The organism is Brucella sp. NBRC 12950 (assembly GCF_030268145.1).
In the GTDB taxonomy this organism is placed as follows: Bacteria; Pseudomonadota; Alphaproteobacteria; order Rhizobiales; family Rhizobiaceae; genus Brucella.
In genome coordinates this window covers 136144-150695 of sequence record NZ_BSQC01000009.1, presented here as the reverse complement: position 1 = coordinate 150695, position 14552 = coordinate 136144, and the positions used below count along the sequence as shown (strand labels likewise).

Here is a 14552-nt window from a genome sequence, read left to right as displayed (position 1 = left end):
GGCAGATTTGAACTGGTAGGCTTGAAGGATTGTGATTGCAGTAAAGCGTTGGGCAGATGAACGATGCTTTATTGGCATAAATTACAATCCTTGGCGAATACAGTAGCAAGTCACCTCAGGTCCGGTACGGATAAGGGCGGCTATCTTTTCAGATTGACCAGCACGTCCATAAGTTCCGATCCGGTTTGAAAGACTTTGGAATTTGCCGTGTAGCTGCGCTGGGCTTCAATCATATCGGTCAATTCCTGTGCAATATCAACGTTCGAGCTTTCGAGCGTTCCGGTCTTGATTTTGCCAAGCCCACCGCTGCCCGCTGAACCGATTGTGACATTGCCTGAGTCAGCAGAGGGTGTGAAAAGATTGCCGCTTTGTACACTCATTTTATCGGGGCTTGCCACGCTGGCAATTGCAAGCTGATAAAGGGCCTGCATTTTGCCATCAGCGTAGCGACTATAGACGATACCATCATCGGAAATGAACGTGTCTGTTGTTGAACTTGGCGCGTTGCCGTTCAGTTCAGCAACTGAGATCTGGTAATTTGCCGCCAACTGCGTTGATGCACTCAAGTCGAGCGACATTGTTTCGCCGTTTGGAATGGTGAGCAGAACGACCCCGCCTTCAAGCAATTTTCCATTTTGCGGATCAAAGCGCATAAGCGATGTGGCAAGTGGCGGACTTCCGGCTACTCCATAAGGGAAGCCGCCAGAGGCAACGGCATCGGCACGATTGAATACTGCAACTTCCCAATTAAGATCGGCACCTTTTGTGAAATATACGTCGAGCGTAACTGCTGCACCAAGATTATCGTAGGCGATCAGCGACGTCTTCTGCGAAAAGGTGCTACCCGCGGTGTTCTGGGCTGGCGTCTGTCCCAGAACAGCTGGTTTTATGATTGGCGCTGTGGTGGAAAGATTAAGCGAACTGAACACGCCTTCGTTTTGCATCATCGTTGAATCCGCGACAGACATGCTGTCGCTGAGGTCAATTGGCAATGCTTCGCCATTCGATAAGGTAACAGTGAGATCGCCGCCGCTAATCAACCGGCCATTTGACAGGTCGAACTGAAGCGTCGTTCGGCCGAGAGGCGGGCTGCCTGCATTTCCATACGGAAATTGCTGCGATGAGCCATTATTGGTTGCGGTGGTTGAGTCAAACACTGCCACGTCCCAAGTGTCAGGACCAATTTTTGCATAATATAGATTGAGCGATACGCTTTGCGGAAAGCCTGAATAACCACGCAGTGTCACCCAGCCGGTAAAAGCAGAATCGGTCGTGTTCTCTGATGGAGATTTCTCCCCGTTAGTGGTGTCAATTTCATTCGCGGTTGAAGGAAAATTCATATTGACCTTCAGCTGCGGAGAGCTTCCGCCTGTGATGGCCTGGGTAAGCCGGGAAAGATCAAATTTAAAATCATCTCCTGGAACTGTTTCAGTAACCGGGGAACTTCTCAGTAAAGCCCCTGTCGCAGGATCAAATTCTAGCTCTATAGCGTGAAGCTCTACGTTGCCGCTTGCAAGATCATATGGGAAACCAGTAGGTGTCACACCATATGTATCGACAACGGTTATTTCCCAACGGTTGTCAGCCGTCTTCGCAAAATAGGTTTCAGTCGTGGAGAGCCCTTTGGACGGATCAAGTCTTGTGACAGCATTCTTGTAGTTCCAGGCGCTGTACTGATTGTTCTCAGACGGCCTTAAATTGACGATGGCCTGGCCGATATTTTCACTCTCGGACGGTAAATTGACTGAAAACGTACCGTTGGTGGTGGGTTTGGCCGAAAAACTGCTTTGATCGAGATTGATAGAAACCATTCCATCGAAACCATTGGCTGTGCCACTGAACGGATATGGATATCCCATAAGCGTAAAGCCAGAGAGGTTGATCAGATCGCCATCGGAATTTGGTACGAACGATCCGGCACGCGTCAGAAAAGGCGTGCCATTTTTGTCCTGAACAACGAAGAAACCGGCACCGTCAATCGCGAGATCGGTTGTCGAGCTTGTGAAACTTAATCCGCCTTGCGCACTAATGGCGTGCCGGACTTCTGTCGTAACACTTCCGGAATTGTAGTTGCCAGCAGTTGACGGCAATACCAGTGAAGAAAACTCGGCAGTTGAGCGTTTATAGCCGTTGGTGCTGGCGTTAGCGATGTTATCCGCAACTGCACTTAGCTTATTTGCTTGAGCGTTCATTCCTGAAACGCCCGTACGCATCATTCCATAAAGTCCCATAGCAAGCCCCCTAGCTATCTCAATGGTTTGATAAAGGGTGAAACTTGCGTCAGGCTTGCTTCAATCTATGTCAAAGGTTTGGCTTACAACTCAGTAACCTTAAATCTGGTCAGAGTCGGACAATGAAGTGACTAATCAAGTCGCTTCATTCCGATAAAATTCAAGCTTTAAGGCTGATGATTTTTAATACAGAACTGGATCATCTTGCGATAGCTACATCCAGTATTTCACCGTTATTCTTAAATATGCAATGCAGCGAGCCTGACGATCTGTTAACAATTCTTCCATTCTCCATTATATCAACAACTATAGTTCCAAAATAATACTTGTTATTGTTGTATTTATAAGGGACCTGTAAAACGTCAGCATAGCTCAACAAAAATATATTCTGCTCTTTGGATACGCCAAATTTGTCATTTGCTTTTCATCTGTCCGTCTGTGAAAACAGTGGTTTCATTCGAAAACCCATCTGTACTGACATGTGGAGAGTGTTTTTCGTGTTCTTCCGTGCTAAAATCGGCATCCGGAAATCTACCGGCAATTGTGCCCACCGGAGTTTTCCCACTTAAAACGATGTAGCTGCCGTCTCGGACGGGAACGATTTCTAAGGTCTCACTCCGATCGCAATCCTGAAAGGGGTCGACAACAAAATCGGGATCGATAAGTCCCACTGTTTCGCCCTTTGTATTCTGCAAGACGTAAGCGCCACGATCCGCGTAAATCTCCCCAACAATTTTTCCGAGTTTATCGTTCGCACTATTTCCCTCAATAGTGCGAACAGTTGCCGTTTCATAGTCATCATGCTCCACAATTTCCAGCTGAACTCTGTTAAAGAGGATATCGGCGAGCTCACATGTTTGGGCGCGCGCTGACTGGCTGCTTATAGACAACAAAATTGCTGTCCCAAGTCCTAAAAAAATTGCGCGCAGTTCATGTTGTTGTCCTAGTTGCCGCTTCAATCGCTAATACGTTTTAAAGATTATCTGACAGTTGTTTGGTTCATCCTTAAAGCAAAATCTCCTTATCGCAAGCGTTGTGAGACGTATCGGTTCCAAGCGCGCAAAGCCGCTGCTCGGGTTCATTGCGGCAAACTAGTCGCGTCGGAAATTCCGATATGGTGGCGGTTCGATGAATGCTCCGATGAGAGCGAGTTCTAGCGCGATCGGAAACATGACAATCGTGTCGGCGACTCTGGATAAGAGGCGCAGGTGGACGTCTGGCTTGATGCCGCTTCTAATGTTCTTGACTCTACGTCAAAATCTTCCGGAAAGCGCATGTAACGGAACAGTTCGTGACACCAAATCTGCGCCAGTTACACAGACAATGGCCGTTGAGTGTCGGTGCTTCCAGTCGATAAAACCCTGCATAACTAAGGGGGTAGGCAATTCGTATCAAACGATCCAACCACGAGAACCGATTATGAAGCAATTCAAGTTACTGCTGCATATATGAAGTCGACTTCTATCCACGATCCAATTTACAATCTGCTTTCCACCAAGCTCTGCGTTTGTTCCGGATTACAAGATCGGATCTCTGCAAATTACAAATGAGCAGTATCACCAATGATCCGATCACGTCCTCTCTACATTTTGCCGAGTTCGTGAATTCTAACTTTTACATGGGATGGTCGAGAAACTCGTTGCCGCCATGCAACATTGTTTATGAATCTATAGCGACAACTTATAACTTTCATCTCAAGAGTGAGGCGCTCATTTCCATATATCCTATGGAATAATATGAATATTCCACACCAGTTTTGTCAAACAACCGATTGCAGATTAGAACGGATCTAAATGATTGCACTTGCGCTGAAATTTCAATTGCGAATAAAAAGCCAGATTGTAGCAATTGCTGCATGAGGATGATTGATGTCGCTTAAGTTAACCGAACGATGTTTTGGAGACATAATGAAGTCCGCTGTCGGGGCTTTTGTATTTTGCCGTTCGTTTGCTGGCTTTACACCAGATTTCTTGAGCGCATGCAAGCAAAGGGCAGGCTTAAATTGAGCTGGGACGTTCAGGATCTGTTTCGCCGACACGCCAAAGGAATGGTGCGATTTTTACATCGCCGTGGCATTAATCAGGAAACGGCCGTTGATCTCACGCAGGATACATTCCTACGCGTGATCGCAACACCTCCTCGCGACGGGATGAAAAACCATAATCCCAAAGCTTACCTTTATCAGGCAGCTCGTAATCTAGGTATCAACTATCAAAAACGTGAGGCTTTGATAGAGACAACCAGCCTTGATGATGAAGAAGTAGTCAGGCTCGCAGATCCGGCACCTTCCGCGGAGCGTATTATTTATTCGAAACAGTGTCTGATGCAAACACATCTGGCTCTTTCAGAATTACCAGAGCGGACACGCCTCGCCTTCGAGATGCATCGGTTGGGCGAGAGAACGGTTGCGGAAGTTGGCGAAGAACTTGGCATTTCAACCACCCGTGCGTGGACATTGATCAGAGACGCATATCGCCATCTGGTTGGGCGCGTGGACCTATTTTGATTTAATTCTCGCGCTGAGTGAAAAATCGTATTGTTCGTTTGTATAAATAGATAGAAGCAGACAAATTTCGGAACTTCCGCCGAAAGGGTACAGATGAACGAAACAACGCCGGATCAGAAACAATTGCTTGATGAAGCAATTGATCTGATTATTCGTTTACAAAACGATTCTGGAAATCCAGTGGCGGTCGAGATGATCCGCGCATGGCGCGCTCGCGGGATAGAATACGAAGAAGCTTGGACGCGTGTCGCGAAGGTCCACGGTGTATCCGGCAGCATTCTTATAGAGAAGCGCCGGATCGAGCGTCGGGAGAGCCTCGGATTAAGCCGTCGCAATTTTATGGTCGGCGGACTAGCGGTGTTGGGTGCTGGCGCAGCCTTCTATACCTTCGGCCCCAGCCTGCTTCTTCGAGTTCGCTCTGATTATGTCACAGCCAAGGGTGAAATACGTCGGATCGATCTGCCTGATGGGAGCGTTGCAACTATGGGCCCCGACAGTGCTATCGCGTTGTCTTTTAGCGACGAACGCAGGATAATCCATCTGCTTGCTGGCATGTCATATTTCAATGTGAAGAGTGACCCGAACCATCCGTTTTCAGTGGTTGCTGGGAGCTTGAATGCAACGGCACTCGGAACAGCATTTGATGTATCAAGCGATGCTGGCGTTCTATCTGTTTCGGTTGACCATGGACTTGTGGATGTGCGGTCATCAGATCGGGCGCTTGAAACGGGTGTAGAGCTTGGGCAGGGACAGTGGGTTACTTTTGATCCTGCATCAGGCAGTATCGCACGTGGCGAACGCGAAAAAGATCAAATTGCGTCGTGGCGCAATAATATTGTCATTGCAGAAAAAGAGACAATTTCAGCGCTTGTTGCGCGTATTGGGCGCTGGATGCCCGGGCGTATTGTGATTGCTGATCCATCAATCGGTAATCTGCGGGTCAGCGGTATTTTTGATCTCAACGATCCGCTTCTTGCTCTTCAAGCAGTCGTCCATCCAGCAGGCGCGCATGTGCGCCAGATTTCGTCATTTTTGACAGTTGTTTCCTCGCTTTGAATTAAATTTCAAAAACTTGAGTTAAAAGGTGAAAATTTCTTTGCCCCGATTGTAACAGTAATAGGGGCAGCAATTCGCTGAAGCTCAGACATGGTCTGTCCTCTGTATGATTTGAAGCATTTAAGAGGGTTACAAGCCATGGCGCGCGGCATCAGCAATAAGCGTTTCGGGAGTTTTAGTAAGGCGTTGATGGCAACGCTGCTGGTCTCAACAGCATTCAGCGGTGGCATCATGACCGCCCATAGCCAGGCTGTTGCGCAAACGCAGGCGCAGACCTCCTTTGCTGTTCCGGCAGGCTCTCTTAGTCGTGCATTAACAACTTTCGGGCGGCAGGCTGGTGTTCAGGTTACATATCTTGCGTCAAGTGTCTCAGGCAAAGCATCTCGGGGTTTTTCTGGGGCAGCAACTCGTGAACAAGCGCTTTCAAAAATTCTAGATGGCTCTGGCCTTATCTATTCCTTTCCAAACTCACGAACGGTTGCGATCTCTGTTCCTGCATCAGACACCGGTAATGTAGCGGCTGATGGTTCGGTTCTATTGGGAACGATTACCGTCCAGGGTCAAGGAGCAACTACAGAAGGTAGTGGTTCATACACCACAAACCAGGCGACCGTAGGTAAAGGTACCCAAGACATTCGCCGCATTCCACAAGCGGTATCTGTTGTGACGCGTAAACAAATGGATGACCGTAATGTCGCGAGCATCGAAGATGCACTTAAAGATGCACCGGGGATCACGCTCGTCGATAGTCCTATGGGATCGAAATTCGTTTACTCACGTGGATCAATTGTCGATACAATGCAGTATGATGGCGTTGCGCGCAGTACTTTCTACGCGCAGGCAAATAGCTTTAGCGAGGATATGGCGGCTTTTGATCGCGTTGAGGTTCTACGTGGTGCGCCGGGCCTGCTCCAAGGTGCCGGGTATCCGGGTGCGACTGTGAACATGGTCAGAAAACGCCCGCTTGATAAGAAGCAGTTTTCGATAACTCAGGACATAGGTTCTTATCAAAACTATCGCACCGAACTGGACGCAACAGGCCCGCTCAATGAAACGGGTTCGTTGCGTGGCAGGTTTGCGGGTTCCTTTAATAACAGGGAATATTTCACCGATCTTGCCAAGAGCCAGAATATTTTCCTCTACGGCATACTTGAGGGGGATATTAGCGAAGATACGACGGTTGCTATCGGCGGCAGCTATAAGCGCCGCACATCGACGCCATGCTTCCACGGGCTGCCTCACTATAGTGATGGTTCTGATATCGGGCTTTCACGCGATACATGCCTTGGCCAGAGATGGAACACATGGGACACGGATCAGGTCTCAGTGTTTGGCGATATCGACCATCAGATCAATGATAACTGGCAATGGAAAACATCTGTTGATTATTGGCGTGAGCAGCACGATGTTAAGTACGAGTTTTCGGAAGGGGCTATTAACCCGACTACCCTGACGGGGTCAAAAATGTATGCCAGCATTTTTGACATGGAAACATCCAATGTCGCGTTTGACAGCTATCTGGACGGAAAGGTTGATCTGTTCGGTCGCACACATGAAGTCCTTTTTGGCGTAAGTGCCAACCGTCTGGTCAGCAATAATGACTTCTCGATTGCAGCACTGGGGATTGCACAGGACGTTTTCAATCCGATAGCAATTCCTGAAGTGGATAATGATTACATTATCGCCAATCGCTTTCGCGGCGGTAATACACGGACGAAAATCGAGCAGCAGGCTCTTTATGGCATGACACGTCTGAGTGTGACTGATCCTCTCACGGTTATCCTTGGCGGCCGTGTGAGCTGGTACAAGAGCACTTCTGAAGATCGCGATACAGGCCTGCAATCGACTGCTCCCTATAAAGAAAATGGTATTTTCACGCCATATGCCGGTGTTGTTTATGATTTGAATAACACCTGGTCGGTATATGCGAGCTATACCGATATTTTCCAGCCGCAGAATTATATTGATGCTTCAGGTCAGGTCCTTGACCCAATTCTTGGGTATAATTATGAGGTTGGAGTTAAAGGAAGCGTTCTCGACGGACGGGTTAATACTTCCGTATCGCTCTTCCGGGGCGAAACGAGAAATCGCGCAATATTTGATGACAACAATTATCCGTGCGGGACTTCGCCGGATGGTGAATGCTATATTGCCGGCGGCAAGGTTCTCAGTGAGGGTATCGAGATTGAAGCAAGCGGTGAGGTGCTCCCCAATTTCCAGCTTGCGGCCTCTTATACTTACACACACAAGAAATTGCTGGAGGGTTCCGAGGACAATATGTTCCGCCCGACATATTCTCCTGACCATCTGGTCAAGGTCTGGGGCGATTACAGTTTCACTGATCAACTGGAGGGCCTGAGTTTGGGAGGCGGTGTTCGCTTCCAGTCACAAACGAGCCGTACGGTTGGAACTGTTGAAGTTGTGCAGGATCCTTATGCGATTTTCAGTGCCCGTATTGGCTATCAGTTCAACGAGCATCTTCAAGCCGCACTCACTGTCGACAACCTGTTTGACAAAAAATACTATCAGACGATTGGAGCGCCTGCATGGGGCAGCGTTTATGGTGACCCGCGCACCTTTACGCTCAGCCTCAAGTCAAAGTTCTGAGGTAGGTTGATGATTAAAAAGAATTCGTCTGATTTGAACCGACGCGTTTTTCTTTTCACAGCACTGGGGACGGCCGCCATATTTGGGCGGCCGGCTTTGGCTGTGTCGGCCGAGGATAGTTTTCCAAGATCAGTGTCCCACTCTTTTGGGAAGACAGATATTGCCTCCAAACCCGTTCGCATCGTCACATTGGGATGGGGTGGTGAAGACGCTTTACTGGCGCTTGGCATTATGCCCATAGCGATGCCGCGTTATAGTCAGTTTAACGATGGTTTATTGCCATGGGTGGCGGAAAAAATAGGTGATGTTCGTCCGGTTTTATTAAATCAGGGGCTCGTTGATTTTGAAGCTATTGCCAGGCTCAAGCCTGATCTTATTTTAGCCATACGCACCAATATTGATGAACAGGACTGGCGGCGTCTGCAAAGTATTGCACCCACTATCGCTTATAGATCAGGCCCGTTACAGGCCGATTGGAAAGAAATCACCACGCTTGTAGGCTCTGCAACGGGGCAGGATGATCAAGCGGCTGCTTTGATCAAAAATACAGAAGAACGATTGCGCCATTTAGCAAAGGCACATCCGGCAATAATTGATCGCACATTCATATTCGGTGACTATTTTAGCGGAAGTAATGCTCTCGGCTTTTATCTCCCTACGGATGGCCGCGTTGCATCATTGCTGGACTTAGGTTTGCGTCCTGCGACCGCCGTTACATCCATTGCCGCGACAATGCAGGAGAAAATCGGCACTAGCATCAGTCTTGAATTGCTCGATACGATGGAAACCGATCTTCTGATCCTTTGGTTCCCGCCCGGTGCCCGTGAAGAGCTTGAAGCCAATCAACTCTTTAAGCGATACGCGCCTGTTGCACGCGGAGGCTATATTGCACTCGATGATCCGTTGGCTATGTGGGTGGCGTGTAATCCGAGTGTTCTCTCTATCCCCTATGGGTTTCCGCAATTTGTCGCCCGTCTTGAAGATGCGGTTCTGCGTCAAATAGAAAGCATTCAATGAGCATGGAACCGTTATTGGCGACCGTTCTGTCTCGGACATTTCTAAGCCCATCGATGACCCGCATTGTTTTGGGCGGTAAAGAGCTCCGAACTTTCCAAAGCACGGGCGTGCCGGACGAATTTATCTGGCTGACATTCGTCAATGGAGATGGAGTTTCAAGTGGACGTTATTATACCGTCCGTCACTGGAACGGGGATACTTGCGAATTAACCGTTGATTTCGTCATGCATGACGTCGGCATTGGTACGAAATGGGCGCAACATGCAATTGAAGGTGATTTGATAGAGATCTATCTTCCAAGGTCGCGTTTTGCACCGCCGCCCAAAGGTGACATCATTCTTTTAGGGGATTATAGCGCATTGCCGGCAATTGCACGTATTGTTGATGAATGCCGTGATCGTCGTCTCATCGTCCATGCTGAGATTCCGTTAATTGAGGATCGTCTTGATTTTGGCCGCAAGGATAATTTAACAGTCCGCTGGCACGAAACGTTTGGCAAAGCAGAAAGAGCGACACAGCTCCCGAGTATTGCACAGAAAATGTCATGTCCCGAAAAATCCGCTTATGTCTGGATTGCCGGGGAGGCTAAAGCAGTAGCCGAATGCCGCAAACATTTTCGTACAACATGCAATATCCACAAGGATCATATCACAGCGGTCGGCTACTGGGTCGAAGGACAAGCGCGAGTCTAATGTGCATGAAAAAGAGAATGCAGCCATGACAGAGCGGGATAGGGCCAGTTCTCTCTCGCACCTGGTTGTTCGGCTTAACAAGGGGCAAGAGAGGCAACAGGTCAGTAAAGCCCGGTTCTCGGAACTGCCTGGGAAATCTCCTGCTCTGACAAGGCAGGTGTTGGCTTTGTTTTTGCTATGCGGTTTGGGCCTGCTGACTTTGGTTTGCCTTGCCAGCCTTCTTGTGGGAACGCGGATGCTTTCGTCTGATGTGCTACTTCAGGCCTTGTCAGGTCAGAACAGATCATCAGCCGAGCAAATTATCCTGCTTGATTATCGCCTGCCACGTACTCTGCTTGGACTTCTATGCGGTGCTGCTTTTGGTGTTTCTGGTGCACTGATACAGGCTGCCACACGCAATCCTTTGGCCGACCCCGGCATCTTGGGCGTCAATGCTGGTTCTGCTCTCTTCGTCACGCTGGCCGTTGGCCTGTTGGGCTGGCAGTCGATTGATACTTATATCTGGGCGGCTTTCGCCGGTGCCATTGTCATCACGCTGATTGTCTATGCGCTGGGTGCCAGCGGAAGAGAAGGTGCAACACCCATCAGGCTTGTTCTGGCTGGCGTGGCACTTTCTGCTGTGTTGGGTGGTATCGGCTCTGCTATGACATTGCTTAATCCTCAGACTTTTGATGCGCTGCGGATGTGGTCGATTGGTTCGCTTGCTGGCCGCGACATGCATGTTGTGACGCGCGTTGCTCCGTTTGTTCTCGCTGGTCTTGTTATTGGATTTCTGGCAGCGCGCCCACTCAATGCAGTGGCGCTGGGTGATGATCTTGCGCGCTCATTGGGAGCCAGCATTTTGCGTGCGCGTATTCTTGTCGTGATTGCTGTAACACTGCTTGCGGGTGCTGGAACCGCTGCTTGTGGTCCGATTGGTTTCGTTGGTCTGATGGTGCCGCATATGGTGCGCTGGTTTACTGGTCCCGATCAGCGGCGGATTGTTGCCTTCACGCTGATTTTTTCACCGGTCCTTCTACTCAGCGCCGATATTGTCGGACGTCTAGTGCTTTATCCAGGAGAGCTGGAAGCGGGCATTGTGACGGCCTTTATTGGCGCGCCAGTACTCATTGCGCTGGCACGACGCAGGAAGGTGAGCGGACTATGACAGAACCTTCTTCAATACTTGTTGTGACTAGCCATATCGCGGTCATTCGCTTCTTTGGAGGCCGCTTTTCTCTTCGCCTGCATCGACGTGGACTACTGGTTGGATTTGCTCTCATTGCTTTGATTTTGCTTGTCGCAATCGCATCGCTCACCAGTGGCAGTTACCAAATTCCGATCCTTGATGCGATGTGTGCCATACGTGGTGAGGGTGAAGATATGGTGCGGATGATTGTTGTCGAGTGGCGATTGCCGCGTGTTCTGCTGGCCATTGTATTGGGTGCAGCACTGGGCATGAGCGGCGCGATCTTCCAATCGCTGACTCGTAATCCGCTTGGTAGCCCGGATATCATTGGATTTGCAGCGGGGTCTTATACAGGTGCATTGATCGTTATCCTGCTTTTGTCTGGCGGCTATTATGAAGTTGCTACGGGAGCACTTACAGGCGGCGTGATTACAGCACTTGCTGTCTATATGCTGGCTTGGCGCAGTGGTATGCATGGCTTTAGGCTGATCATTGTTGGTATTGGCGTCTCAGCTATGTTATCCGCCTTTAATGGCTGGATGATAAAGGTGGCTGATCTCAATGTGGCGATGTCAGCTGCTATCTGGGGTGCTGGTTCGCTCAATGGCTTGGGCTTTGATCAGCTGGTGCCCGTTGCAATTTCTCTTCTCATTATCATGCCCTTGACGATGTTTCTTGCACGACCAATGCGACAACTCGAAATGGGAGATGATGTAGCGCGCGCATCTGGGGTAGGTGCCAATCGCACGAGGGCGGAGTTGATGATTCTAGGCGTTGCACTTACGGCTATTGTCACGGCTGCCGCTGGACCGATTTCGTTTATTGCGCTTGCTGCCCCACAGATTGCACGTCGGATCACGCGTTCGGCAGGTGTGGCGCTTATTCCCTCAGCGCTGACAGGCAGTGGTCTTCTTGCCGCCGCTGATTATGCTGCCCAGCACGCATTCGAAACACAGCTTCCCGTCGGCATCATGACTGTTAGCATCGGAGGTATATACTTCCTCTGGTTGCTCGTGAGAGAAGGTAGAAAGTGAGACGAACATATGGCTTTGGATGTAACCCAAAGAAGTTAAGCCTACGAAGCAAAGCTGGATGTCTTTGACTTTGAATCAGAAACAGGATCTTGGACACCAAATTTGTCCCGTTTACTGTAGCGCGTAAATCGCAACTGGCCGCTGCGCGTCAGAGCGCGTTTTTGTTGTCAGAGAACATTTAAAGAACATGACAGAGATTCGATCTGCCGCGAAGAGGGAACGTATTCTCACTCCGGCGGGCGCAGTTCCGCATAATGGTCGATCGCCAATTGGGGAATCTCGATGTCGCTCATTGCCCACCAAGGCGATCCGTCTGCCCGCTTCCCGTTGTAAAAGGCGACATTGCAGGTCCGTATGCCGCCATAAGTAGCGCTGACAAGGTAGGGGCGGGTAGGTTTAGGCTGGTTTCTTATTGATTTCCAAGGGCCTGTCACCTGCTCCGTCGCTCTGCCTCATCCTCTAGCCGTGCGCATTTTAGGGGTTTATGGGAACTTTGAAATTGGTCATTTTGAGGGTGCCTTGCGCTAGGCTTCTGTCGTTATAAGCCATTGAGGTAATTGTAATTATGACATTCCTAACATAATAAGCTTGTGATGCCACGACAAAAAATACTTGTGATCACACAGCATCATTGACTTGTAATGACTCAGCATTATATACTTGTGATCGCACACCACAAAAAACTTGCAAAGGCACGGGCATGGCCAAGCCCCATGAAAAACTCGCAGAGTCCCTAGCCATCCTCAAAGAACTGCAGGAGGGGGGGCGGTGCATATTCAAGTCAGACGAACTGACCCGCATCCACCGGGAGCGGCTTTTGGCCAACGGCTTTTTGCGCGATGTGATCAAAGGATGGGTCATGTCAACCGGGCCACAAGCCCAGCAACAAGACACCACCCCCTGGTATGCAAGGTTCTGGGAATTTTGCTCCCTCTACTGCAATGACCGGTTCGGCAAAGAATGGTTCCTGTCGCCCGAGCAGTCCCTCCTGCTGCATGCCGAAGCGCCGACCATTCCGCCACAGGTGGTAGTGAACACGCCGAAGGGTAAGAACAACAAAATCGACCTGCCGTTCGGTACCTCCCTCTATGACCTTGCGGTCAAGGCGACGCCGGAACAGCTGACCGAAAAGAACGGCCAGCGCGTGTTTACCGTCGAGGCCGCGCTTATCCGTGTACCGGAAGGATTCTTCCAGCGCGCACCGATCGAAATGCAGGTCGCCATGGCGTCCGTGCGTGACGTGTCAACCGTCCTGGCCTTGCTGCTCGATGGCGGCCACTCCGCCGTGGCGGGGCGACTTGCGGGCGCGTTTCGCCGTGTGGGGCGCGACGCCTTCGCCGATGAAATCGTGGCTGCCTTCAAAGCCACCGGGTACGACATTCGCGAGTCCGATCCGTTCGAAAGTCAGACCGGCGTCACGACCATAGCGGCGGGTGTACCGCCCCTAGTCGCGCGCCTGCGAGCCATCTGGGAATCCCAGCGCAAGGCGATCATAGAGATATTTCCGAAGGCGTCCGGCCTGCCGTCCGACAAAAGCGCCTACATCAAGTTCGTCGAGGATATCTACGAGAGCGATGCCTATCACTCGCTGTCGATCGAAGGCTACAGCGTGACGCCCGAGCTTATCGACCGGGTCCGTGAGGGCAGCTGGAACCCGGAGATCGATGAGGACGACCGGAAAAATCGCGATACTCTCGCCGCGCGCGGCTACTATCTCGCTTTTCAAAAAGTCAAAGAGTCTGTAGCGGCCATCATCGATGGCGCGCCTGCAGGCGCGTTGACGCGTGATACGCACCGGGAGTGGTACCGCGAGCTGTTCGCGCCGTCCGTGACGGCTGGCATACTCAGGCCCAGCGCCCTTGCGGGTTACCGGAACCACCCCGTGTACCTGCGCGGATCTCAGCATGTGCCGCCGCGAACAGAGGCGGTGCCCGATGGTATGAACGAGCTGTTCGATTTGCTGGAGGCGGAGAAGGAAGCGTCGGTGCGCGCTGTGCTGGGGCACTGGCTTGTCGGCTATGTGCACCCTTATCCGGACGGCAACGGGCGCATGGCTCGGTTTCTGATGAACGCCATGCTGGCGTCAGGCGGCTATCCGTGGACCGTTGTCAGGGTGGAAGACCGGAAGGCGTATCTGGCGGGGCTGGAGGAGGCGAGCGGCAACATGAATGTGAAGCCGTTTGCGGCGTTTCTGGCGGAGCGGGTAACGGCTCTGTCACAAATTTTTTAGCTGATTAACGA

Annotated in this window: 10 protein-coding genes; 8 read left to right on the top strand and 2 right to left on the bottom strand. The window is 50.5% G+C overall.

The features are described from left to right. Positions 1 to 140: 140 nt before the first annotated feature. Complete coding sequence (locus QSJ70_RS16300) at positions 141 to 2231, bottom strand: flagellar hook-basal body complex protein (RefSeq protein ID WP_285537862.1); 2091 nt, start codon at positions 2229 to 2231, stop codon at positions 141 to 143. 413 nt (positions 2232 to 2644) lie between these two features. Next, on the bottom strand, positions 2645 to 3190 hold the full coding sequence (locus QSJ70_RS16295; RefSeq protein ID WP_285537860.1) for a hypothetical protein: 546 nt from the start codon (positions 3188 to 3190) through the stop codon (positions 2645 to 2647). A 1043-nt stretch (positions 3191 to 4233) separates the two neighbouring features. On the opposite strand from QSJ70_RS16295, the gene QSJ70_RS16290 reads away from it, so the two are divergent. The 8 genes from QSJ70_RS16290 (at position 4234) to QSJ70_RS16255 (ending at position 14541) form a co-directional block, all read left to right on the top strand. Beyond that, complete coding sequence (locus QSJ70_RS16290) at positions 4234 to 4737, top strand: sigma-70 family RNA polymerase sigma factor (protein ID WP_285537858.1); 504 nt, start codon at positions 4234 to 4236, stop codon at positions 4735 to 4737. Positions 4738 to 4830: 93 nt separating this feature from the next. Continuing rightward, the gene (locus QSJ70_RS16285) at positions 4831 to 5793 is read left to right on the top strand and encodes a FecR family protein (RefSeq protein WP_285537856.1); all 963 of its coding nucleotides are present in this window, start codon (positions 4831 to 4833) and stop codon (positions 5791 to 5793) included. Between the two features lie 138 nt (positions 5794 to 5931). Next, positions 5932 to 8400: a TonB-dependent siderophore receptor gene (locus tag QSJ70_RS16280; protein ID WP_285537854.1), complete on the top strand. Its 2469-nt coding sequence runs from the start codon at positions 5932 to 5934 to the stop codon at positions 8398 to 8400. A 9-nt stretch (positions 8401 to 8409) separates the two neighbouring features. After that, positions 8410 to 9417, top strand: a complete 1008-nt coding sequence (locus QSJ70_RS16275) for an iron-siderophore ABC transporter substrate-binding protein (RefSeq protein ID WP_285537852.1) — start codon at positions 8410 to 8412, stop codon at positions 9415 to 9417. Then, positions 9414 to 10109 (top strand): siderophore-interacting protein, encoded by a 696-nt coding sequence (locus tag QSJ70_RS16270; RefSeq protein WP_285537850.1) that lies wholly within the window; start codon positions 9414 to 9416, stop codon positions 10107 to 10109. Before QSJ70_RS16275 ends, QSJ70_RS16270 begins: the two co-directional genes overlap by 4 nt. A gap of 25 nt (positions 10110 to 10134) precedes the next feature. Further along, positions 10135 to 11256, top strand: coding sequence for a FecCD family ABC transporter permease (locus QSJ70_RS16265; protein WP_502871688.1), 1122 nt, complete (start codon positions 10135 to 10137; stop codon positions 11254 to 11256). Further along, positions 11253 to 12311, top strand: coding sequence for a FecCD family ABC transporter permease (locus QSJ70_RS16260; RefSeq protein WP_285537849.1), 1059 nt, complete (start codon positions 11253 to 11255; stop codon positions 12309 to 12311). The genes QSJ70_RS16265 and QSJ70_RS16260 overlap by 4 nt, the downstream gene beginning before the upstream one ends. A 700-nt stretch (positions 12312 to 13011) precedes the next feature. Next, positions 13012 to 14541 (top strand): Fic family protein, encoded by a 1530-nt coding sequence (locus tag QSJ70_RS16255; RefSeq protein WP_285537848.1) that lies wholly within the window; start codon positions 13012 to 13014, stop codon positions 14539 to 14541. The last annotated feature ends 11 nt before the right edge of the window (positions 14542 to 14552 follow it).

Coding starts and splice junctions, on each gene's coding strand:
- QSJ70_RS16285 (WP_285537856.1), top strand. CDS start 4,831: ATGAACGAAACAACGCCGGATCAGAAACAATTGCTTGATGAAGCAATT.
- QSJ70_RS16300 (WP_285537862.1), bottom strand. CDS start 2,231: ATGGGACTTTATGGAATGATGCGTACGGGCGTTTCAGGAATGAACGCT.
- QSJ70_RS16265 (WP_502871688.1), top strand. CDS start 10,135: ATGACAGAGCGGGATAGGGCCAGTTCTCTCTCGCACCTGGTTGTTCGG.
- QSJ70_RS16270 (WP_285537850.1), top strand. CDS start 9,414: ATGAGCATGGAACCGTTATTGGCGACCGTTCTGTCTCGGACATTTCTA.
- QSJ70_RS16255 (WP_285537848.1), top strand. CDS start 13,012: ATGGCCAAGCCCCATGAAAAACTCGCAGAGTCCCTAGCCATCCTCAAA.
- QSJ70_RS16280 (WP_285537854.1), top strand. CDS start 5,932: ATGGCGCGCGGCATCAGCAATAAGCGTTTCGGGAGTTTTAGTAAGGCG.
- QSJ70_RS16260 (WP_285537849.1), top strand. CDS start 11,253: ATGACAGAACCTTCTTCAATACTTGTTGTGACTAGCCATATCGCGGTC.
- QSJ70_RS16275 (WP_285537852.1), top strand. CDS start 8,410: ATGATTAAAAAGAATTCGTCTGATTTGAACCGACGCGTTTTTCTTTTC.